This is a genomic window from Thioclava pacifica DSM 10166 (assembly GCF_000714535.1).
GTDB classification, from domain to species: Bacteria; Pseudomonadota; Alphaproteobacteria; order Rhodobacterales; family Rhodobacteraceae; genus Thioclava; species Thioclava pacifica.
The window spans coordinates 134,900-161,024 of sequence record NZ_AUND01000001.1 but is presented as its reverse complement, the minus strand read 5'-3'; the positions used below and the strand labels follow the sequence as shown (position 1 = coordinate 161,024).

The following is a 26,125-nucleotide window of genomic DNA, read 5'->3' as shown; positions in this document are numbered from 1 at the left end:
CCGTCCCGCTCTTAAGCCTGCCAAGCGTCTCGGAATCGAGAAAAACCGATCCCGTCGCCTCGCCAGACGCTGTTCCAGCCCGTTGTTGCAAGCATACTCCCTCGGGGCGCCCCGACGCACCCTGCCTATCTGCAAAAATTCCCTGACAAAGCGCCGCGCAGCGGCGATCCACACTATTCCCTGACGCAAAGTAAACGTCCGCTTTGCGATTCTGACAAGGAAAATCCCGATTTTATAAGGGATTGCGGAAACTCTACGCCTTTGCGCTACGCGACTGTTTCTCGGTTACTGTGGAATTCCCCCGCGTGGGGGTCGTCGTAACCGGGTCGGGAACAGGCGTTGGGGCGGGATCTGCGGGGCTCGCAGTCTGGTCGGTCTGATCAGTGCTCGTGGCGAGATCCTGCGTGGTATCGGCCCCCGCGTCGGACGCGGTGGTATCGGAGAGCAGGGGATCGTTTTCGGCAAGCGTTGCCTCCATCCAGCTCGCCGCATCGCTGTTATCGTCCAGCCCGAGGACATGACCGAATTCATGCTTGAGCGCATCGACGAGGTTCAACCCTTCGCTGCCATCGAGCGACCAGCCATGACCCGCCCCATCCGCATCGAGCGTGATCGTGTTGCCCGCCGTATAGCCCAGAAGCGTGCCGTCGAGCGTGGCAATCGAGATCTGCACCGCTTCGAGGGTCGCGATCTGATCCGCGGTCAAACCGAGTTCCGCCGCGATTTCGACCATCGCTTGGGCGCGGGCTTCTTCTAGCAACGCCTCGTCGAGCACCGCGCCTTCGGCGGTCGGGGCCACGTCGGCCGCATGAAGCGCCTGTGCGGCCTCGATCGTGAGCGTCCAGCTCTCGAGCGTGCCGGTCTGGCGCTTGGCCCCGTCCACGATCTCGAGCGTCCAGAGCCCTGCCGCAAGCTTTCCGTCGAAGGCGCTCAGGGCGTCAGCGGGACGATAAGAGACATCGTAGGGCGCAGTCGCATCCCCGACCGCCACATCGGCCTCGTCATCGAAGCTGACCCCGTCGAGCCCGTCGCCCGGCAGGGCGGCAAAGAGCTGCACTCGCGTACCATCGGGGCCGATCAGCGTCACCGTCAGATCCGACATCCGGGAATGGGTCAGACTCAGCGTCACGTTCAGATCACCGATCAGCACATCGGCGCCGACCATGATGCTCTGCGTCGTCACGCCCTGATCGGCAATCGCGATCGCGCCGGCGGAGTCATAGCTATAGGTCTGCGATCCCGCCTCGGGGCTGTAATAGGCCGGGTCGTCGGTCGCGAGGGTCACATCGTCGAAGAGCGCAGCGTCGACCGCCAGCAGACCCACCGCACCATCGGCGACCGGCGCGTAATAGGCATAGCCCAACACCTCATGGCCATTGAGCGAGAGGCTGACCGTGGTGCGCGAGAGGGTGATCTCGACCTCGTTGGCCTGGCTCGCATCAATCGCGATGTCGTAGCTCGCGACCTCGATCCAGCCATCGCGCGAGGTGTAATGACCGAAGGAGACGCGATCATTGGCCGTATCGATCAACAAGTATTTGAAGCGCCCGTCCTCATAGGCATCGAAGATGAAGCCCGCGCGGCCATCGGTCTCGATGCTCGCCCCGATCCGCATCACCGAAGTCTCGGCGATCACGAGATCCGAAAGGGTCGTGGCAAACTCGGTGCTCGGAGTGACGCTCAGCACGCCGCCCGTGATGGTCCAGTCCGCATCATGCGCGAAGCGATCGGCCAGACCGTCGGAGAAGTCCTCGACCTCATTCAACGTGAACTCGGGCGGCAGCACCTGCACCGCGATATTGTCGAGCTTGGTCACCGAGTTATTCGCGCCGAGTCCGACATAGCCGGCGTTCAGACCATGGGTCACGCCCCATTGGTCGACCCGGGCATCGAAGACATGGGTGAAGTATTCCTTCCCGTCGATCACCAGCGTCGCGGTCAAACCGTTGATCGCCAGCAGCAGGTTATAGGGCGTGTCGGGCTTGGCCTGCACGGGCGCCTGCTCAAGCACGATCCAGCCATCCTCGGTCCGGATGCCCATCTCGAACTTGTCCGTCGAGATGTTCACACCGGCGAATTTGAAGTCGGTCTGCGAGTGATAGTCGAAGATGATATAGGCGTTCGACTTCAGGCCCGCGGTGGGTTTGCCGCCGATGATCGTGGCGGTGATCTCGAAATAGCTCGGCAGCGCGTCACCGATATAGAAGACCGAGACGGCATCGCCACCGAGCGTCTCCGGGCTCACCGCGAAGGCCCCGCCCGACACGGTCCAGACGCCGCTATCGGCCGCGAAGCCCTGCGCGTCCTGCGCACCGCTCGTGCCGTTGAAATCGGCCGAACGCAGCACGTCACGCTTGCCACCCGGAATGTTGCCCGGCTGCGGATCATCCGGTGCGCCGGTCTGATCCTGCCACGCGGCATCCTTCTGCATCACCAGACCCAGCTCGCCCCACGGCTCGCCATTGCGATCGGCGTTGTAATCACCGGAATCGGCCGCACGGGTCGGGTCGGCACCATCGGAGGCCGAGAGATCGTAGAGGTATTCCTGGATCTGCGGCGCGAGCGCACGGGTGATGGTGAAGGCACCGAAGGGCGCGAAGGGCACGATGAAGCTGTTGAACTCGCCCACCCAGTCGATCAGGCGATCGCCACCGGTATTGCCGATCAGGATGTCACGGCCCGCACCGCCATAGGCGATGTCCTCATAGGTCGGATCGGTGTCAGGCGTGTCATTCGAGCCCTCGGCCGAACCATCCGCCGAGCGGGTGTGATCGTCATCGGCATCGATCAGATCGTCGCCCCAGCCACCATAGATATGGTCGCGCCCGGTCCCGCCGACGAGCCAGTCATTGCCCAGATCGCCGAAGATCATGTCGTTGCCGTCGCTATGCACGGTGATCGTCGGGTCGTTGTCGAGCGTACCAACCGCCGTCGCCGCGCCGCCATCGGTCGGATCGAAGCTGGCGAAGTAGGTCAGCCCAGCGCCACCCGTTGCGACATAGGTCGAGTACTCCGTGCCGTCGATCATGATCACCTGACGCGGGAAGACCTCGTCATAGGCGGCGAACTCGCCCGCGTAGAAGGCGTTGTAGCCCAGCGCGTTGCCCGTATTGACCGGAACCGAATAATCCGAACGCACCAGCACGCCCTCGGCCAGCGGATCGAGCGCATCGGCCGCGAAGAGCAGATACCAGGCCTCGGCCAGCGCCTCGGCGCCCGAGACCAGATCGTCACCCGCCCCGCCATGCAGGAAGTCATCGCCCAGACCGCCATAGATGATGTCATCGGCATAGAGCGGATCTTGCAGCGGATCATCCGAGACATTCGGCAGGTTCGAGGTCAGGAAGAAGGGCGTGAGGTTCACGGTCTTCTTCAGCTCACCCTGAACGTTGATCACGGCCTGCTGGATCTTGCCCGGGGTCGAGATCGTCATCTGGCGCACGTCGGCGATGCCGTAGAGGGGTTCCTCATAGCTCGACGAATTGCGCGAGGTCCAGATCCGGCCATCGTCGCCCAGCACACCATCCTGGCCGGTGCCGCCCGAGATCCAGTCATGGCCCCAGCCGCCGAGCAGGTCGTCATCCTGACCCTCGCCGAAGAGCACGTCATTGCCCACCATGCCGTAGATCGCGTCGTCGCCGCCCTCGCCATGGATCTCGTCGGCCGCGCCGTTATCGGCCAGCGCCGTTTCCTCGCCCCAGACATCCGGGCCGCCGGAGTGATAGTCGAGCAGTTCGACCGCACGCACCACCAGCCAGGCATCGGAATGCGCGCCGCCGCCGATAGCGATGGTCGAGCTGCGGGCCGGGTCGAGCGTGTCGTAATTGAAGGCCAGGAAGCCCGTCGCGCCAACCATCCGCAGGATCCGGCCATTGTCGCCCAGGATCGTGTCCGCATCGAGCGCATGCGCATTGGTGCCGTCCTGACCGAAGGAATTGCGTGCAAGCGTCGCATCATCCCCGCGCCCGCCGAAGAGCAGGTCCGCGCCATCCGGACGATCAGCTTCAGTCACGTTCGCGGTCGAGAGAAGTGCCGGGTCGTAGCCCTCCGCCGCATCGGCCGCGTGACGGATGTAGAGATCCGACGACCCGCCGATGATGTCGTCCTGCCCCAGCCCACCGAAGACCACGTCGTTCCCGCCATTGCCTTCGATGTAATCATCGCCGTCGCGGGCAGGCACGATGCTGCGGGTCGGGTTGACGCTCAGCGTGCCATCGGCGGTGAGACGCGTCGCATAGCCGTGATCGGTCGAGTCATAGGCGGTGGTCAGCGCACGCCCACGGAACTCGGCCGAGCCGTCACCCTGGATCAGGTCGTCGCCGAGCTGGCCGAAGATCACATCATCATCCGCGCCGCCCGCGAGATAATCGGCGCCGTAAAGCTCGGATTGGTCGGCCTCGACGGTGTCGTCGTGATCGAAGAGCGCGATCAGGCGTTCCTCGACGAAGCTGCCCGCAACCTGTGCCGGGTTCAGCTGCGCCACGCTGCCTGCATTCGAGCCGGTGCCGTCATCGGCATCGTCATAAAGCGTCAGCGTGCCATCCGCGAGCACCCGGAAGCGCAGGCTCACGGCTGCATCGGTACGGATGATGATGCCGTTATCGCCGAGGATCACGTCATTATCGGACACGGTCGTATCGAAGGCCTGCTCGCTCGCCACAAGCCAGCTGCTGATCGCAGGCATATCCTCGGCCAGCACCGCGCCATTGCCGTCGATCCGGTCTGCCCCATCGACGCCGCCCGGACGGTTATGGCCGCCGATCAGGTCATCGTCGCCATTGCCGCCATAGATGATATCTGCGCCCTGCTGACCCAGCACGATGTCGCGCCCGTCCTCGGCAAAGATCATGTCGCGCCCGCCGCCATCGGTTTCGCTGCGCAGGATCGAATAGAAATCGAACTCTTCGAGCAGTTCGGTCTCGGTCAGCGGCAGAAGGGCCGCATCCACGCCACCGCCCGGCTGCGCCACGATGCGCCCGTGATCGCCGAAGACGAGATCATTGCCCGCACCCGCGAAGATCGTGTCATCCGCCGTACCGCCGATGATGAAGTCGCGGCCCGCGCCCGTGGCGATCAGATCATTGCCGCCGATCATCGCGTCGGTCGCCGGATAGCGCGCCTCGGTGGTCTCGATCAGGTCGAGCACGGCTGCGCTGTCGCTCTCGATCGTGTCGTCGATCAGCGAGAGATCCCAGACGATGCGGCCCAGATCGCCGATCACGATATTGCCCGCGTCATGCAGCGAGGTGTCGTCACCCGTCACGTCATAGGCTTCACCGATCTTGACGTTGATCGCGTCGCCCGCAGCCCCGCCCAGCACGATGTCGTAACCGATGCCCGCAAGGATCACATCATCGCTGCCGATCTCTGGCGCAGTCGTCTTGATCAGGCCGAGCGTGATCGGCTGCGTGCCGAACTGCGGGGCATCATCGACCGCCGCGACGATGTCGCCATTGTCGCCCAGCACGATGTTGTTGCCCTGGCTCGCATTCACGAAATCGCCCGCGATCTCGGTTTCGCCATCGCCCCAATCGACGCTCAGCGCACCGCCATCGACACCTGCGATGACGATATCATCGCCGCCACCGGTCACGATCCAGTCGGAACCACCGATTGCCTCATCGGTCGAGACGATCCGATCGATATCCGAGGCATCGCCATCCGTGCCGACCCAATCGATGTAGCCATTGTCGCCGAGCACGATATTGCCGGCATCGCGCAGGCTCGTGTCGCCCACGGCAACATCGTAGACCTCGCCCTCGGCCACCCGGATCACGTCACCCGCCTGACCGCCCAGCACGATGTCATAGCCGATGCCCGCGAAGATCACGTCATCGCCGCCGATCGCCGGGTTCTCCACCGAGGTCTCGATCCGGCCAAGGGTGATGGGCTGAGAACCAAATTGCGGGGCGTCGTCAGCAGCCGCCACGATCCGGCCATTGTCGCCCAGCACAATGTTGTCGCCCTGACCGGCATCGACATAATCGCCCGCGATCACGCGCGTGGTGGCGTCGCGCAGATCGACCTCGATCGTGGAGACGGCCTCTTCGGTCACGCGGTCGCGCGAGCGGGTGCCGTCGAGCAGCGCATCGATGATGGTCTCACCATCCTCGCCCGCCAGCACGATGTCATCGCCCAGCCCAGTCACGATCCAGTCGGAGCCGCCATAGGTCTCGTCGGTGGTCGCGATCTCGTCGATATCGGTGCGGTCGCTGTCGGCCGAGACATAGTCGATCATGCCGCTGTCGCCGATCACGATATCCGCGCCGGTGTCGCCCGCGCCATCGGTAGTGATCGTGTCGCCATTCACGCCACCCAGCACGATATCGTCGCCGCCGAGCGTGATGATCGTATCCGCGCCGCCGATGGTCGGGTCGATCGTGTAGATCAGGGTCGGCGCGACATCGGTTCCGTCATTGACATGATCCGGGCCACCCGAGCCGAGGCGCAGAGCATCGCCCATGCCATCGGCAGTCAGGTAGTCGATCCGGCCACGGTCGCCGAAGACGATATCATTCGCGAGACCCGAGGTGATCCGGTCATCGCCCTGCCCGCCGAAGATGATCAGCGGCAGCGTGCTCAGCGCGGCGTCGACGATATCGTTGTCCGCAAATTCGAGGTAGTCGCGGGCATAGCCCCAATCGGGCGCGTAATTCGCATCATGCGGGCCCTGGGTGTTGAGCACGAAGGCGCCGTCCTCATCGGTCGTCAGGGTCACGACCAGATCGTCATTGCCCAGACCGGTGTTCAGCACGGTCAGCTCGCGGCTGCCCTCAATGGCGCGCTCATGGGTGCCGTCGATCTCGATCGCGTCGGCGCCGAAGCCGGTCAAGTAGGTGATACCGTCGAGGAAGTTGCCCTCGGCAAGATCGGCGCCATAGGTGATCGGCGCGGGCGCGATGCCGACGACGAAGATCTCGTTGACGTTCGACAGCTCGGCATCGTCACCCCAGGCCGCCGCCGAAGCCAGCGCCGCATCGCGGTCATCGGTGATCAGCGCGCGCAGATCGGTCGTGCCGTCGCCCTGCACCGTCGCCTCATCCGAGATCATCAGCTTGTGGCGGCCGGTGCCCGCTTCGATGTTGAGCATGCCGAGGATGTTCAGCAGGTGGCCGGTCAGGAAGGTCGTGTCGGTCTCGAGCCCGAAATCGGCCTCGGAGGAGACATAGATCCGCTCGCTGCCCGCACCGAGATCGAGCGTCGTATGGGCCGTCGTGCCGCGCACATTGATCACGTCATCGCCCGAGCCCATCGCGATATCGAGATACTCGACATCGTAGTAATCGACGCCATCCATCCGGGTCTCGAGCTTCGCGAGATCGGTCTGAATGCCGAGCGGGCCGAGCAGATGATCGAGCGCGGGATCGCCGCTATTGACCACGACCGAGATCCGCTCGCCCGAGCGCGAGGTGATCACGAGCACTGTGCCCTCGACATGGGCGATGATGTTCGGGCCCTGCGCATCCATGATCTGCGCCGCCAGCGCCGCCGCCACATCCGCCGCCGTGTCGTCTGCGAGCGCGGTATAGGCGAAGTGCGTGACCGCAAAATCGACCGGGAAGAGATCATCGAAGAGCGGCGTTGCCAGATCGGTCAGGTCGATCGTGAAGGTGTCGCCCAGGCTCGGCTCTGCGATGTCGATGCGCGCCTCAAGCACGTCGCCCGTCAGGCCACGCGTATCGACTGCCGCAACCTCGGTCTGGGCCAGCGCGCCCTGGAAGGTCAGATAGATCACGTCGCCGAAGCGGTCGACCGCGAAGTTCTTGGTGTAAGGCAGGAACGGACGGCTGTTATTCGGGTTCAGGATCGGCTCGAGGATCGCCGCGATCTCATCCGCAGTCGCATCGAAGGCGATCGGGTCGGAGATGCGCAGATCGATGTTGCCCAGCACATCCGGCACTTCGAAGGCCAGCGTGAAGGTGCCGCCCTCGGCCGAGATCGTGATCGCCTGCATGACATTCAGGCCCGGATCGGTGGTGCCCTTGATCAGCTCGGTCACCTCGGCGGCGGCGGTGGTGTCCGCGTCGCTGGTGATGCCGGTCGCATCGACGATCACATCGGGCAGGTCGATGCCGCCGGTCGGGCCGCCGAACTCGATCGTGTAGGTATAGGTGGCGCCATCATGCTCGACGCTCACCACCGCATCGGTGCCGAAGGCTGCGAAGACCGTGTCGATCGCCGCCTTCATCGCCGCAGCATCCGCACCGAAGGCCACGGTCGTGGTCGTGATCCCGTCGAGCGAGAGGGTGAAGCTGCCGCCCACGCCGCGCGTCTCGATCTCGATGCGCTCGGCCACCGAGGGCATATCGAGCCCCGAGATACGGTTGCCATCGAGGCGCAGCACATTCGGATTGGTATCGACGCTGTCGTCGAGGAAGAGCTTGTCCCCGATCGGGCCTTCTTCGCCCATATCGACGATCAGGAGGCCCGTGATCTGGTCGACCACGCCCTGATCCGAGCCGACATGGACCTCATCGTCGCCATTGCCGGTGCGGATGATCGTGTGACCGGCGGTGGTCTTCACGGTGATCACGTCATCGCCGTCTGCGCTGTCGATGATGGTCTTGCCGCGATGGGTGCTCTCGACGGTGAAGATGTCGGTGTTGCGGCCCAGACGGATGTCGATCACCTCGAGGCCGGTATAGCTCACCCCACCCGCGATCGGCACGCCGCCGATATTGGTGTCTCCGCCCATGCCGAGACCCGACAGGTGGTTCTCGGTCAGCACGCCGATATCGAGCGCCGGGCTCTCGTTGTTGAACACCGTGAGCGTGTCGATCTGCTCGGCCTCGTCGACGCGCAGGTTCGGGTTGACCGGCGCATAGGTGATGAGCGCGCCCGGATCGGTGTCGAAGTCCTCGGGCAGCGTATCGGTGATCGTCATCAAGCTGCCCGAGACGACCGGCGCATAGGTCGAGGAAATGCGGGCTGCCAGTTCTTGCGTGACCGAGCCGAAGCTGGCGCCAGCAATGACCGAGGCCGGGGTCGCGGCACCATTGACGGTGAGCGTCCAGGTCTGGCCTGCGACCGGCTCGTTCCGCAGCTGGAACGCCGCCAGCGTCCAGGTGATACCCGCGTCATTGTAAAGGCTTTGCACCGGCGCACCGCCAATCGTCGCCTCCAGCGTGCCGGGCGCGGTGACAGCCAGATCGAAGGCCGCATCGTCCGCGCGCTTCACATGCAGGCGGGTCTCGCCCAGCAGGTTCACGGTCGCGACGGCCTCGTAATCGGCCGAGGCATCGATCAGCGCGGCGAGTTCGCGCAGCACGACCGAGCGATAGGCGGTCTGCGCGCCCGTTTCGTAGGAGAAGGTCTGAACGACCCCGCTCAGATCGGTCAGCGTCACCGTCACCGTCTCGAAGGCATCAATCGTGCCCGAGAGATCGACCGAGGCCGAGAGCCAGTCGATCAGCGACAGGTCAGCCTGATCGGGCGTGCCGAAGAACCAGACCGCACCGCTCTCGACCGCATCCGTTCCGTTGATCGTAAGATCAAGCGTCATACCAAGATCATTGGCCAGCGAAAGGATATCCTCGGAGATGCTCGTGACATCGACGCGGGTGCTCAGCGTGCCATCCTCACCGATGGTCGCGATATCGTAGATCGTGGCGGTGTCGTTGATGCGCGGATCGAAGCCCGGACGCTCGCCGTAATCGCCAGTCACATGGGTCAGCTCTTCGGGGTCGATGGTGATCGTGGTCGTGCCATCGGTCGTGTCGACCGAACCGGTCTGGCCATCGGCGAGCGGGATGTTGGTCTCGCCCGGCAGCAGAACCGGCGTGCGCAGCGACACGTCGGTATCGCTCTCGCCGCCGATGATCGAGACCGGGCCGCGGATCGAGTTCACGCGGTCGTTGAAGGCGCCGAAGACCTGCGCATCGCCGCCATCGACGATCGTATCGTCGAGCGCCAGCACGGTGACGGTCTGCGGGGTCATCCAATTGGTCGCGTTGAACTCCACGAACTGACGCGCCGAGATCTCGCCCGCCTTCTGCGGGAGGACCGAGGCCGAGGCGGCGTAATCGGCCGCCGGATCGGCGATCTCGCGGATCGAGATCACGCGGCCATCGACGATCACCTCGTATTGGCGCGGGTTGCCGTCGGTGGTGCTCACGTCGTTATAGGCGTTGATCTGGGCGCCGAGGGCTGCAGCGATGTTCGACAGCGACTGGCCCGCGGTCACGAGATGATTGAAGGTCTCACCATTGAAGGTGACGCTCCAGGTCTCACCCGCGGTCGGTGCGCCCATCATCTCGAATTCGAGGACATTGGCGAAGTTGAAGTCCTGCACCACGCGGGTGTCGATCGCGCCATGGCTTTCGCCCGCGATGCCGACCGCGACGAAGAAGCGTTCGGTGCTGCCCGCGACGGTGATCTGGATCGCGCCATCGGCGGTCAGGGCCGCGTTGTAGCCCGACAGCGCGTCGATCTCAGAGCGCAGCGCCTCGGCCACATCGCCCAGATCCTCATTCGCCGCGACCGTGTATTCGAGCGTCACCGAGGCCGGCAGCATCGGCGCAACGCCCGAGAGGCCCGCATCGCTCATCAGCGTGACCTGCCAGGTCTCGCCCTCGACCGCCTCGCCCGCGAGCGTCAGCACCGCGATCGGGGCCGCGACGCGCACCTGAACGATCTCGTTCTCGCCGAAATTCGCATCGGCGTTGAACGCCTCTTCCGAGTTATAGGTGCGGGTCGGCAGCGGGGTGACCTCGACGCGTACGGTGTTGGTGCCGCTCAGCGCACCGGTCAGCACCACATCGAAGCTGTCGACCACCTGGATCTCGCCCGGCGCACGCTCGGCCACCACGGTCGAGCCGTTGGTCTCGATGATCTCGACCGTCGGCGCGTCATCGTCGAGCACCGTCACATCGAGCGGGCCGGGCAGGATGTTGTCGCCATTCTTGCCCGCGACGTAGCTGTAGGGCGTGTATTGCTGCGGCAGATCGGCATTGGTGATGTTGTCGCCGATCGACAGCGTCCAGGTCTGGCCATAGGCGATCGTGCCCATCGTCGTGAAGCCGATCTGCGCCGATTGCCAATGGGTGCCCGAACGCTGCGCATCGGCCGGGACATAGGCGCCACCGGTGAGCGTGCTCGCCGCATCCGGGCTCGACTTGCGCAGAATGTCGATCGAGAAGGCCACGATGCCGGTCGATTGCGGACCACGGAAGATGAAGATCTCGCCGTCGCTATAAACCGGCGGGGTCAGGCTCGTGTCACCCGCGATCGCGATCGAGGTCGTCTCGCTGTCAAGCGGCAGGAGCGAGAAGGGCGCGGTCGAGACCAGACGGATCGCGCCATTGGCGTCGACCGTCGCAATGATGTCGAGACCCGCGGCATTGATCGCTTCCGCGAGCTTGTCGGAAATGCCCTTGATGCCGCCCGAGGCATCGCTCGAGGTCGAGGTGTATTCGAACAGCGTGCCGTCGATCAGGATGCGCCAGGTCGTCGGATCCTCGGCCGAGACATAGAGCGCCCCGTCCACCGCGGGCAGCAGCGTCGCTTGCAGATAGCCCGCCGAGGCCGCGTAATCGCTGCCCGCGAATTGCGCGACGAGCTTGTTGACGATGTCGTTGAGGCCATCGCCGAATTCGGCGCTCGCCTGAACCTGCAACCCGTCGAGCTTGATGATCCAGGTCGCGCCATCAACGAGCTGACCCGAGGCGAGCGTGCCATCGAGGGTCGAGGCTGCAAGGCGGAAGGCCACGATGTCAAAGGCGCGGTTCCCGGTGACGCTGAGCGGCGTGCCGCCCGGCGTCTGGCCCTCGATCTCGAAGGCCTCGCCATCGACCGAGAGCTTCACCATCGCAGTCGGGGTGAAGACATAGCCGTTGTTGAAGGCGCTGCCCTCGATCTCGAGCGCGAAGGTGGTGCCCGAGGCACGGCTCAGCTCCAGGGTCGCGCCATCGCGCGTAACGCTCACGGTGTTCTCGGTGTTGAGACCGATCGCAAAGAGCAGCCCGCCCGCAACCGAAGCCGCATCTTCGCCAGCAAAGCTGGTGTAGCGGTACACAACGCCATCAAGCGTAAGCACATAAGTCTCGATGGCCGAGGTATCGCCGCGGATGATCGTCAGATCGGCCTCGGTGTAGAGAACCTGCGCCTCGCGCTGCTGACTGATATCGCGGTTGATATTCGCCGCCAGACCGGTGGCGACATCGGCATAGGTCACGCCCAGGAACGCATCGCGGGTGCTCTCGAAGATCTCGGGCTGGATGCGGGCGTAATGCACGCCCTCGGCATCCGTATCATTCACCGCGGTGATGGTGATGTATTGCGGCGTATTCCAGTTCGTGCCGTCGAAGTTCACGACATTGCCGGACAGGCTAGTGCCGGACAGGCTCACATTGCCATCGGTCGAGAAGCCTACGCTGACAGCACCGGTGGGTGCACGGCTAAGCATCACGGCGAAGCTGTCATTCGCGGCCAGATCCAGAGCCTCGGCCACGATCGTGTCGCCTGCGAGGTCGATCGCATTGCCAGCGGTCTTCTGCGGGAAGATCAGCAGCTCGGCCACATCGTCGTCGATCACGTCAACGAGCATGTTCGGCACGGCCAGCGCGTCATAGCCGATCGCATCGTCAATCGTCGCACCCTGCGTCACGGTATGGCGCAGCTGCACGACCTGACGGCCCTCGGCGACCTCGTCATTGATCGCCGTGACGGTGACATACTGGAGGTCCTGCCAGTTCGTCTCGTCGAAGATCAGCACCGTGCTCGTCGAGGAGCCGTTCACGCGCACGCCCTTGGCGCCAGCTTCCACATCACCCTCGGTTCCGAGGGTCGGCGAGATCGTGACATAAACGGTTTCGGTCGGACGGGCAGAGAGCGCGATCGCGTAGGTATTGATCACCATAAGCGGGTTCGCGGTCGCATTCTCGAAGACGCGCAGCACGCTCGTGCCGGTCGAACCATCGGCATTGTAGAAGACCAGCCCCGGCTCATCATTATCAGCGATCTGCGAGACCACGTCCTGTGCCCAGATTGCCTGATAGCGCGGGTCGTCGCTGCTGACAGTGGTCTGGATCAGGCCGCTATGACCATTGAGCCCGTTCGACACGACGGTGATCGCGCCGCCCTCGGTGACGCCTTCGAGATCCGAGCCGCCGAGGTTGATGCTGTCGGAGCCGAGCCCGCCCACAATCTCCAGCAGCACGCTCTCGGAGGTGCTCTCGATGAAGAAGGTGTCGTTGCCCTGAAGCGCATCGACCACCAGTTTCTCCATGCCCGTGTAGGTGATGAAGAGACCGCCGCCGAACACACCGTTATCGGTGATCACGTAATCGTCGCCCATCTCGGTACCGATCACGGTCATCGTGTCGAAGCCATCGCCACCGTCGATACGCACCGGCGCATTGACCGCATACTGGATGAAGTCGGCGCCCTGCCCGCCATTGATATTGGTGAAGGGCGCTGCCGGGTCGTTCGGATCGACGCGGACGAAGGAACGGACCTGGAAGGTGTCGTCATCGGCGTCGCCGAAGAGGAAGATCTCGGCCTTGTTCGAGTAGACGGTGAAGCTGTCCTCGCCGTCGCCGCCATGGATCGTCGCGCCGAAGCTCACCCCGTTCGACAGGAAGCCGAGCGTGACCTGCGTGGTCGCGTAGTAGTCGATCCCGGCCAGGCCGTTATAGGGGTTCTGCTGATCGCGGAAGGACGCGAAGAGCTGGCCGATCTGGAAGGTATCGTCGCCGGCATCGCCATAGACCTCGAGCGAGCTGAGCGTGTCGTCGAAGACGAAGAGGTCGGCACCGTCACGACCGAAGACACGCAGCCCACCCTCGATCGAGCCGTTATACTCAACGCGCTCGACCACATCGTCGGTCCAGGTGCCATCCTCGGCCATCGGCAGCGCCGCAACCACGCCCACATCGAGATCCTGATTGGCGCGGAACAGGAACAGGTCGCGACCGTCGGTGCCCTTGATCTCGGCGCGGTCCGCCCCATCGGCCGGATCGCCGCTATCGGTCAGGCGCACCGTCGAATTGCCCTCGCCCGCAAGACCGATGATGTAGAGATCGACACCCGAGCCGCCGTCGATATCGAGCTCCTGCCCGGCAATGCCGTTGCGGAAGGTCTGATCGCCCTCGGCGGTGTAGTTCACCATCACCACGTCATTGCCGTTGCCCAGCTCGACATAGGTGCGCCCGTCGATCTCCTCGATCGTGAGCGTGTCATTCGTGGCGTCACCCGTCGGCACCTCGTTGCCGGTGCGCAGATGGGTCACACCCGCATGGGTCGAGGCGACGTGGAAGCCGTTATTGCCGTCGCTGAGTTCCAGCGTGAGCGCCTCGAAGCCCTCGTAGATCACGCCGAGCGTCATGCCGAGGCCGACAATCTCGTTGGAGCTGAGATAGCCACCCTGATCGGGCAGATCGTCACCCGCATCCGAAACGATCAGCGTGTCGCCCGGATTGGTGATCGAACCATCCTCGGCATAGGTGACCGGATCGTTTTCGCCCGCGTTGATCGTCAGGTAGCCGAAGAGGATCGCGTTGAGCGTGTTTCCATTGGCGAGCGGCGTCGAAGGATCGGCATCGGTCACGGTGACCGTGTCGTCGCCCGCGCCGGTGTCGATGGTGAGCGGGCCATTGATCGCGAAGACCGCGATCTCGTCCACGCCGCCGCGGGTTTCCAGCGTGGTCACGTCGCGCTTGCCGGTCGAGGAGATGGTCACGTCATTCGCGCCATCACCGAGATCGACATTCACCTTCTCAAGCGCGAGATAGCGGATACCGTCGGTGGAGCCGGTGAAGCCGTCGACAAAGACGAAGCCCTCGACATCGGTGCGGCTCTCGAGCCCGATCGAGCCGGTCGTGTCGCCGGTATTGCCGCTGTCGTCGATATTGAGCGTGTCGGTACCGCGATCAACCAGCGTGGTGCCGGAATAGGTGTCATAGGCGTCGATCTGGATCAGCGCGGTGATGCCCGACAGAACGCCGCCGGTGTAGCTCACGCCCGGAACCGCGTCGGCGGTCGAGCCGAGGTGGATCACATCGTCGCCAAGGCCGGTGTTGAGGTAGATCGGCAGATCCGTATCGGTGATCGCAATGATGTCGGCGCCCGCGCGGGTGTCGAGTTCGACAACGCTGGTACCGCTATGATCGATCGTGATCGCGGCGGCGCCGGTGATCTTGTGGGTCACCTCATCTTCGTGGCGTTTGGCCACGATCATGCCGGTGCTGACCGCGAGGTAATCGTCGCCCGAGGAACCGAGATAGACGAGCTTGTCCGCGCCGGTGCCGGTGTCGTTGATCTCGACCTCGAAGCCCGAACCATAGGGGGCGGCGATGATGTAATGCTCCAGATCGCTCGAGCCCTTGTTGTCGAGCACGACCTTGCCGTTGAAGGCGCTGACCGTGATATCCGAGCCGCCCACGCGCACCGAGCCACCCAGATCGTTGACGACAAAGGTGTTGTTGGTGGCGTCGCCGCCGGTCAGGCGCACTTCCTCGAAGATGCCATTGAGGCGCTCGACCGTGGTCTCGCCCGCGCCGAGGCCCGAGGCGCTCCACAGATCGCCGTCGCCCGGCACGATCACGCCCGCGCTGGTGCCGCTCGCATAGGCGGTCGAACCATCGGCCTGGAAGACCTTGCCGACAAGGAAGAGGTTCTCGTAGAGGCCCATATCCTCGCCTTCGAAGACCTCGATCAGCACATCGGTCTCGGTCTCTTCTTCGGTGTCGTAGAAGGTATCGAGCCCGTCGCCGCCGGTCACCACATCCGAGCCCGTGCCGCCATTGATGACATCGTTGAAGCGCGAGCCGATGATCCGGTCGTCACCCGCCTCGCCCTCGAGCGTCAGCGCGATCAGATCGTGATCGAGCGGGGTCGCATTGGCGGGATCGCCGCTTGCAACCGGGCTGCCCGCGGTGATCTTGTCCGCGCCGCCCGCGGCCGAGATGCGCAGCGTGTCGCCCTTGGCGCGGATCGTATCGTCGAAGGTGACGGTGACGGTGCCGGTCGACCAGGCCGCGACGACCACGAATTCCTGCCCTGCGACCGTGCCTTCCTTGATCGTGAAGGTGTCGACGCCATTGGTGCCGTTGATCACCACCGCATCGGCGAGACCATCGCTCGCACCGTCGATCTGGTCATCGGCCACATCCTTGGAGGGATCGGCGGATTCGACCACAAGATCATCGTCGATGCGCAGCGCCGTCAGATCGGTATGGCCGAGCGAGTTCACCGTCAGGCTGTCCCGGCCGCCCAGCAGATGCACATTCAGGCTCTCGACATTGTCGGCCTCGAAACCGGTCCCGTCCGCGTCGAGTGCGCGCAGCCAGCTCGTCGCGCTCGGCTTTTCATCCAGCGTCAGCGTGTCGGGGTTGGCCGTGCCATAGAGCAGGATCGTATCCGTGCCGGAGCCGCCATCGATGATCTCGACGCCATCCGAGGCGAGGCTGCGGAAAATACGGTCATTGCCACCGTTGCCGTTGATCGTGTTCGCGCCGCCGCGGCCGTCGATCTCGTCGTCATTCTCGCCGCCGTTGATCACGTCGGCCGCCGAGCCGCCGATCAGCCGGTCACGGCCCGTGCCGCCATAGATTGTGGCTACGCCCGAACCATTCTGGATCACCACGTCATCGCCGCCCAGCGCCCAGATCGTGATCGGCACCACCGAGGCGGACACGATCGTGTCGCCCGCGCTCGAGCCGTAGATCACCGAGCCCGTCAGCACGCCCGCACCGATATCGATCTGATCGCCCAGATCGCTGGTTTCGGTGCTGGAATTGATGAAGACCTGACCGTCACCCTGGTAATCGACCGTATCGAGCCCGTAACCGCCCGCGAAATAGATCGGCACCTCGACGCCCTCGCGCACGATCAGCAGATCATCGCCCGAGCCGCCATACCCCCTGATCTCGGAGACATGTTCGAAGACCTGCTCGCGGCCCGAATAGGTCACACGGATGGTCTGGGTGCCGTTCACCACCGGCGTCACCGCCTCGATGATATAGGTCTCGCCCGCGGCCGCATCGCCGATGCCGCGGTTGTAGTTGTGATCGCCCATGTTGAGGGTGAGCACGCGCGAGGCATCGCCCCAGTCGGTATAGGTGTAATAGGCGCTGTTGCCGGCATAGCCGTCGCGATCGATATGGCCGAGGGCAGAGTCGCCCGCGAGATAAATCGGGCGCGGGAATTCGACATAGCCCACGGTGAAGGACATGCTCACCGAGACCTTCACGAAGAGCACCTTCACCGAGGCATTGGCGGAGATCACGATCGGCACACGGCCGACGCCGGTCGCGGTGGCCGAGAAGCTGACCGAGACGGTGCCCCAGCTGATGTTGAAGGCGCGCAGCGACACCGAGGCCGAGCCCGAGACGCCGAGCGTGTATTCATGCGTCGTCGTATCGAAGAGATACCAGACCCGGATCGAGAAGTTGCCGGTCAGGCCGAAGCTGTTCGAGCCCAGCACGAGGCGCCCGCTCAGCGAGAAGTCGAAATAGCCGTCCGAGTTGAACCAGCCCGAGACGCTCATCGTGGCGAGACCGAAGAAGTCCATGCTGGCCGAGAAGGACACTTCCCAGGCGTAGTTCTGGACGATCACGCGGAAGCTCGCGTCGAACTTGAGAACCTTGAGGAACTCGACCTTGCCGTTGAGCGCCAGCTCGAAGCTGCGCCCGGCCAGCGAATAGCCTGCGAGCGACACGGTGCGATCAGTGGTGTTCAGCAGCAGCTTGCCGCTCGCCTCGATGTCGATCACCAGCGCGATATTGGCGTCGATGCTGACATCGAGCACGAGCGCAAGCCCCTCGAGGCCAGAGGCGTTGTAGAAGAGCGTCGCGCCGCCTGCCGCATGAACATTGAGACCGCCGAGGCTGAAGGTCACGTCGAACTCGATCACGAACTGGCTCGACAGGACAGCGATGTAGACGCGGCCCGAGGCGGTCGCGATCGAGGCGAAATCGACCGAGCCGCTGATCTCGAGGCTGAAGCCCGGCAGAACCGTGACCAGCTCGTCGTGATAGCTGCCCTCGCCGTCCTTGATCGAGGCAGTGACCTGCTTCGAGCTCGAGAAGGTGTTGAGCTGGAAGGTCGCCTCGCCGGTCACGGTGATCACCGAGCCGAGATTGAAGCCAAGATCGAGGCGCGCGTAGATCAGCAACCCACCCTCGGAGATGATGAGTGTGCCGTCGAGCGCGAAGCTCGCGACATCGACGAGGGTCGCCGTCACCTGGATCTGCGCGGTCAGCGTGAAGACCGGGTCGTTGGTGATCTGGAGGAAGAACTCGCCGTTGAGTTGGATGACGCCGGAAACCTCGAGCGTGCCCTTGATGTAGAGCGTCAGCCCGTTCTGGATCTCGATTGTCGCGGTATCATAGGTGATGTCGTCGATCGTGATCGTGCCGAAGTTGCTATAGCGGCCATCGGTGATCAGCTTCTCGGCCTCGGTGATGATCATCCCGTCGACCGCGCGCGTCGCACCCGAATTGATTTCCAGTGCGATCAGCAGCGAGCCGCTGGCCGCGACGCCCGGGATCTCGATGCCGCCGACAACCGAAAGGATCGCACGGCCGAGGATCTCGCCCTCGTCGAAGTCGATCTTGAGATAAAGCACACCCTCGACCGCGCCGAAATTGGCGATCCGGCCGGAGACGACACCTGCGATGGTCGCCTCGCTTGTCGAGACGGAGATCTCGAGGAAACCATTGAGGGTGACGGCATCGAACAGCGTGACCGAGCCGCTGACACGCGCGACGAAATAGATCTCGCCGGCCTTGGGCGTGACGCCATCGTTTTCGACCGGACGTTCGGTCGAGCCGAGATCGGGCTTGGCCGCCCAGATCGTGATGCTGGTCGCCATGTCGTCGGGAATGAAGGGCAGAAGCGCGGTCGGCACCTCGAAGGTCTGGTCGATCCGCGTGGTATTGAAGAGGATCGTGATCGTCGCGTTGAAGCGCAGGATATTCGAAGCGATCCCACCGAAGCTGCCCTCGTTCGCCTGGGCCGAGCTGCCGGAGTCGGTCACTTCGCCGAAGCTGAGCGAGAGCGACAGGGTGCCCGCAATCCCGTCGGTGGTGCCAGAGGCATCCGAGCTACCGTCATAGTCGATGATGAAGAGGCCTGTCGCCTGACCTTGCAGCAGCGCATCACCATCCGACATCGCACCCAGCGTCGCGCTGGCCGAGACGAAGATCTCGGTGCGGGTTCCGGAAATCTTCAGATAGAAGGCGCCGGTCATCGAGGCGTAGACGGTACCCGTATCCGGGTTATCGCCTGGCGCGGTCAGCTGCATCGAGCCGCCGACATAGATCACCACGGAATTACGGGTCAGCTCGTAGCTCTGCTCTTCGGAATGCAGCGTCGCGGTGGTCCCGTCGGTGCTCTCGACGAAGTAGATCTTGCCGCCATCGGTGATCCGCCAGCGGGTCTCACCGCTGATGTTGAGCACCAGCTCGACCTTGGCTTCCGAGCTCAGCGTGACGCCGAATTGCGCGAAGGCCGTGCGGGTCTCGGAGCTCACCGCGGTCTTGGTGTAGAAGGGCCCGGAGGTGCTCAGGTTCATTGAGCTGAGCTGGACCGTGTCGTCGGTGCCGCCATCGGTGCGCGTCAGCTGATCGCCGAGGATGCCTTCGAGCGAGAGCGTCTCGGTATGGTCCTCGCCCGAGAGGTTGATCATCAGCGTGGCGTTGCCGTCGATATGCACGCCGTATTGCTTGAGCGCAGTGAAGTTCGGCTGGATCGTCGCGACGCCCCAGAACTGCGGCAGACCGCTCGACAGACCACCCGTCTCCATCACGAAGCGCGCCGCGGCCGAGCCGATATTGCCGAGCTTGTAGATGGTGATCGTGCCCGAGGCTTCGAGCTCGAAGCGGAAGACGGTAGAGCCATCGGCCTTGGCGTAATCGCCGAAGGTCAGCTCGGCCTGCGCGCGCATCTCGATCAGCGGCTCGTCGGTGATACCGGCGGTGTTGAGCGTGATGGAGCCCGAGATGCGGATGAAGAAGACGCGGGTCGTGGCCGGGTCGGCGCCTTCGGCGGGCTGACCGCCCTCCTGCATCTGGTCGATGACGCGGAAGCTCTGTTCACTCGCCCCGCCCTTGTTGCCCTGAAGGTCGGCCCAGGAGCCAGCGTTGAACGAGACGGTGACGGTGCCGAGCCCGAATTCGCGCGACACGTAGTAGCGGAAGGTGCCGTCGCCCAGATCGGTCGGGGTCAGATCGAGCAGGTCCACATTCGTGGCCCCTGCCCCGCCAAGAGTGAATTCGTCGCCGTCGATCGTCGCCGCGTCAATCGCGAAGAGCTCGTTGACGGCCGGATCGCCCAGCGTATCGAAGGTGATGTCGATATAGGTTGCGGTATCGGCGGCTTTCACCGACAGCGTGGTCGGATCAATCGCCTCGGAGGGGTTGGTGCCATAGGTCCAAGCGCCCGCGGAATAGGAAAGAACAAGGGTTTCACCGCTGCGATCGGTGTCAAATGTCACAGCGTACTCACCTGGGGGACCACGGGCATAAATCCCCGAGATCGCAACACTCGAGCCATTGACAGTGGCGAGCGTGAAATCGTCCGTGCCGATCGAGGCCAGATCGAGAGTCTGGCTGTCGCCGAGCGAGAGCGCGACATAGTAGAAGGTGCCTGCCTGGCCCTCGATCGAGCCAGAGGTCGCGACGAGCTCTTCATCGTTGCTCGCGGTGATCGCCTTGATCGTGCCGCCATCGGTGCCGATCCAGTCGAAGCTGCCCGAGATGAACTCGACCGAGACATTGTCGTCGAGGTTCGAGCCCGCGAAATCGCCCGTATACCAGATCCGGAAGATCGGATTGCCGTCGGCATCGTCGCCCAGGTAAATCGGTGCCTGGCTGTCATCGACCGCGATCGTGTAGCCGGCGGCGCTCAGGATCACTTCGGCGCCCGCATCGGTGACGCTGTCGATGTCGATGCCGGTCACGTAAATCTCGGGCAGCTCGAAGGTCACATCGACGAAGCCACGCTCGTTGAGCGGCGCCTGCCCGACGGAGCTGCCTTCGACCGGATCGGTGAGGCTCGCGCCAAGCTCGACGAGGCGGAAGCTCTGGGTCTTGGCTGCGTTGAGATAGCTGCCCGAGCCGAAGCTGTCGGCCGCGACATCGACCTGCACGGTGCCCGCCACGAATTTGCCGGTCAGGAAGTAGCGCACCGTCAGGCCATCGCCCACGATCAGGCTCGATGCCACGGTGACGCCATTCGCACCGCTGCCCGAGAAGCTGATCTCGTCGCCCAGCGTTCCGAAATCGATCGTATCGCCGTAGGTCGGGGTGAAGCGCACATCAATAAAGGCGACCGAGAGCGTGCTTGCATCGAAGGCGACCGGCCCGGTGGTCGTGTCCTCGCTACCATCGGCGCGCAGCACCGTCGCCTCGCCCTCATAGGTCGCGATGCGCGAGATCGTGGTGTCGGCTGCAGCCGCGCCCGTGGTGAAGTAGCGGAAGATATAATCGCCGCTGGTCGCATCCGGGTTCAGCCATTCCGGAGCGAGCGACGTGTCGAAGGTGATCGTGCCACTGCCGCCGAACTCGAACTCGGGCGCGAGATCGGTGATCGACCCGATATCGAGCGCACCGCCCACCGGACGTTCGAAATGCAGGTCGACATAGCCGCGGCTGTTGATCTCGCCCAGCCCCGCGCTGCCTTCATCGGCCGGGTCGACCAGATTGGCCTGTGGGCCGGAGACGGCGAAGTTCAGCGTTTGGGCGCGGTTCTTCGCCGTGCCGCCGAAGCTGTTGGCGGCAAGTTCGACGGAGACCGACCCGATTGCGAAGCTGCCATCGACGAAGACGCGCGTGACGCCGTTGATCTCGAGAAGATGCGTGACGGTGACACCGGAGATCGTGATGTCGGAAGTCGTCAGGTCGTCCGAGATCGTTTCGGACTTCGCTGCGCGCAGCTCGATGTCGAAATAGGTGCGATCGCCCGGCAGTGCATCGGTGCCCGCCGGCGTGCTCACACTCGAGCCATCCCATTCCACGATGCTCGGAGCCGCGGCGCTGTCCTTGAAGAAGGAGAGGCTGGACTGGTCGAGATCAATCTCGATCGTTTGCGGCAGCAGATCCCCGTCGAGCGTCGCAATCTGGCCCACGTCATCGAGGATCGACACCGCGATCGAATAGGTGAAGGAGATATCGGTCGGATCGGTCGCAGAGTTCTGCAGCAGCACCGGCGCGGCATCGGCGAAGGTCACCACGAAGGAGCCGTTGGTCAGGCGGCCGGTCTCATCGGTGAGCACGCTCGTCACGCTGAATTCCTGCGCCAGATCGAGCACCGAGGCCGGATCGAGCGTGTAGCCAGCCGGAATGCCGGTAAAGGTGATCTCGAGCGTGGTATTGCTCAGCACGATCGCACCGGCGGTCACCGCTCCGACAGCCGGATCGCTGGTGAACCCAACGCCATGCCCGGTCGCGCTGTCGTAGCGATAGGACCAGCCCTGATCAACCGCGGTGATCGTGATGTCGCCATAGGTTGCGCTGTCGGCAAACTCGCCCGTCAGCCAGTAGCGGTAGACCGGCGCGTCATCGGTTCCAGCCACGCGCACCGGAGCGACGCCATCGTCGATCACAATCGTGCCGAGGCCCGCGCCACTCAGCGTGAACTCGGCCCCGCCATCGGTGATCGACGCCGCATCGTAAATCAGGCCCGCATCCGCCGCGGCGAACTGGATGTCGATATAGTTGCGCAGCTTGAGCAGGTTCACGTCGATCGACGCGCCTGCGCCCGGATCGACCATGACCGCCGTTGCGCCCTCGACCGCGATCACCTGCGTGCCGGTCGCGCCGGTATTGCCCGCCGCATCGGCCCAGTTGCCAGTGTATTCGATCTCATAGGTGCCGAGCTGGAAGGTGTCGGTCGTGGTGTAGGCGAATTGCGTGATGCCTTCGCGCGCCAGCAACGCATACAGCTCGGCCGTATCGGTCGGCAGCGGGTCCAACGCATCGTCGCTGTCCGAGGCCACCACGCGGCCATCGGCATCAAGCATGAGCGTCTTGAACACCGCCTGCCCGTTCTCGGTGATGAAGAGTTGCACCGGCACCGGCGAATTCGGGACGCTGATCGAGCCCGTCGCCGGAGCCCCAGAGGCATCGGCGGTGCGGGTGATCGTGAACTCGGCATTCGCGTCGAGGATCGAGCTGTAATCGAGCGTCCCGCTGCCCGCCGCATCGAAGGAGATGACGATCGCGCGGAAGGCATCCGGATTGGTATCGAAATCCAGATCGACATTGAAGGTATTCGCAGAGTTCACATCGACCACGAGACCGGTCGTCCCCGGCGCGAAGGGCGCGCCGATCGTGGCCACCGGCTCGACGAGCGAGAAGTTCGCATCCGGCGTTGCGGTGTTGTTCGGACCGCTCTGGGTGGCATTGTTCGCCCAGGTGTCCGCGAGGAATTCGACAGTGTAGTTATCCACCGCGAGCGCCCCGCTGAGGAAGTAGCGGACCGTCGCACCATCGGAGAGCGCGATCGCGATATCGGTGCTCGTGGTGCTGTCGACGAGGTCAATATCCCCTTCGGTCTCGCCAAAGAGACGGAACGGCGCGACGCCAGAGGCCGCGATCGCGCGGAGCGTCTCGGGCGTGATCTCGCCACCCAGTTCGGCGATGAACTTGATATCGACCCACGGGCCCGCGACCGCATCATCACCGCTATGGGTCGAGGTGTCCTCGTCGGCATAGACGGTCTCGTTGGTCGCATCGTCGCTGTAGGACCAGGCCTGGAAGATGAAGGTGTAGTCAACCGCCGTGACATCGCCGGTCCCGATCAGCCAGAAGCGGAACGTGTTGCCATCAACCTGGGTCGGGGCCTGGCTGTCATCGAGCGTGAAGCTGCCGCCGGTGATCTCGATCTCCGGAGTGAGGTCGGTGACCGACGCGACATTGATGCTCGCCCCGGTGATATCCGGCAGGGTGATGTCGATATAGGCGCGCTCGTTGAAATTGCCGACGCCCGTGACGCCGCCATCGGCCGGACCGGCAAGGCGCTGCGTGGGCGTCGCGGACTGTTCCTCGACCACCGCGAAATCAGTCGCCTCGCCGAGGATATCCTTGAAGCCGAATTGGAGCGAGCCCTTGATCGTGAGCAGGTCGAGCTGATCGGGCACCTTGACCAGAAGCAGGATCGTACCCTCGCCCGAGGCGATCTTCGACAGGTTCGCGTAGAGCCGGGCCGAGAGCGACAGGTTGTCGGCCGCGAAGTTGAGCTGGCCGATCACGAGGATCTTGCCATCGGTCGAAATCTTGATCGTGACCTGACCGTTGAAGACCGCCTGCGAGGTGTAGATCGAGTAGATCTTCGCCGAGCCGGTGATGACCATCGGCGAGGTGAAGGCCGCAGCGAAACCGCCGCCCGCCGCCGAGCCGCCCTGGATCGCGAGATACTGGTTCACGACCTGCGCCTGCACCGAGTTCAGCCAGTCGTCGACCGAAACATTGAGCGGCAGCGCGAAATCCGGGCCGTTCAGATCGTCGGGGTCAGTGATGTCGGGCAGCGACTTGAAGAAGTCCACGCTGCCGGTGAAGTCGTTGATCGCGAGGCCGGAATTCGGCTCGAGCAGGATACCGCCCGGGATCGAAGCCGAAACCAGCACGCCGAGCGGCCCGAGTTCCGACAGGGCGAAGCGGATGGTGAAACCGCCCACACCCGAGAAGGAGAAGCCCGCCTCGACGCCGATGAAGAAGATGCGTTCCTTCACATGGCTGGTCAGGTCGAAGGTCGAAAGCACCTGATCGTTGTCGCCGATGCGGATGATGCCGCCGATCAGCGCGCCTTCGATCCGGCCACCGAAGGCGTCGCCCCCGACCTTCACGCCGAGCGAGTCGATACCGATGATCGGGAACTTGCCCTCGAGCAGCAGGCCCACGTCGATGCGGATGCCCTCGACCGTACCCTCGAAGGTGATCCCGTCATAGCCTTGCAGCCCGGTGATCGCCGCCGACAGGGTCAGGACGAAATCGGTCGGGTCGGCCTGGATGTCGGGCCATTGCACGCCGATCTCGGTGATGCGGATCGGCAGCCAGCTCGGCCATTTGAAGGCTTCGCCCGAAGCCGCGCCGACCCCGATGAAGACGCCGAAGCCCTGCTTGGTGACGAAGGTACCGTCACCGAGGAAGGCGAACTGGCGTGCCTCGCCCGAGAGCGCGAGAGAGCCGATCTTCAGCTCGGCGCCGATCGAGGCGAAGGAAATCAGCTCCTCGTCATCGGCCGCACCGGTGTCGAGCTGGAAGTCGACGCCCTTCAGCTTCAGCACCGAACCGATATTGATCTCGAACGTGTCGAGCTCGAAGATGAAGCCATCCACCACGCCATCCGTGAAGGTCAGGCCCGCCTTGAGCGCCAGCGTATCGGCGGGATCTTCGCCTGTTGCGCGGTCGGTGACCTTGGCGTTGATCGCCTTGCCCGGAGCAAAGGTCGCCCCGCCCGAACCCACATAGATCGTGCCGTCGAAGCTGACCTCCTGACCGAAGATGAGCGCGAAATTCTCGACGCCGATGCGCAGGTCGTCAAACTCGAGGATCGAACCGAACTTGATCTTCGCACTGCCGCCATCGGTGCGCTGCACGGCGCTGGTGCCGGTGCCCGTGCCCGTGCCGGTGCCCGAATAGATGATCTCGCCGCGGCCGATGCGGAAGCCGTTATCATAGACTGTGAGGCCCGGAATCTTCGCGTCGCCATTGCCCGGATCGTATTCGAGGATCGAACCCGCGATGCCGAATTTCAGGAAGGTGACCTTGATCGTCGAGATCGTCACGATCTCCTGCCCTGCCCCTTCGGGCGCGAGCGTCGACCAGTCATCCGGCGCTTCCCAGTTCGGGTCGTATTTCACCTTGATATTGGTGGCCTCGAAGAGAACCACATCGGGAACGGTGCCGGTGAGCTTGTCGGCGGTGATCTCCCACTTGCCGGTGAGCGAGACGACCGGGTCGTCGGAGCCACCCGAGATCACGCCGAGCACGTCGATGCCGATATCGAACTTCACCAACAGGTTGGTCAGGGTGATCTGGGTACCGCCGCTATTGGTCTGGGTGCCATCAGCATTCTGGGTCGCGGTTCCGCCAAAGGCGAGCGAGGCCGTCTCGGCGCCGATGCCGACGGTGATCACCAGCAGGCCATCCTTGAAGCCAAGCTTGGAGATGCCGACCTTGGGCGA

Annotated in this window: 1 protein-coding gene (only partly in view); it reads right to left on the bottom strand. The window is 63.9% G+C overall.

All coding sequences use genetic code 11. The annotated features are described in order from the left end of the window. Positions 1–253: 253 nt before the first annotated feature. On the bottom strand, positions 254–26,125 hold the 3' portion of the coding sequence (locus TP2_RS00575) for a proprotein convertase P-domain-containing protein (RefSeq protein ID WP_157617008.1). It continues 12,723 nt past the right edge of the window; 25,872 of the gene's 38,595 nt are visible here — the last part of the coding sequence; the start codon falls outside the window, past its right edge — the gene reads right to left on this strand; it ends in the stop codon at positions 254–256.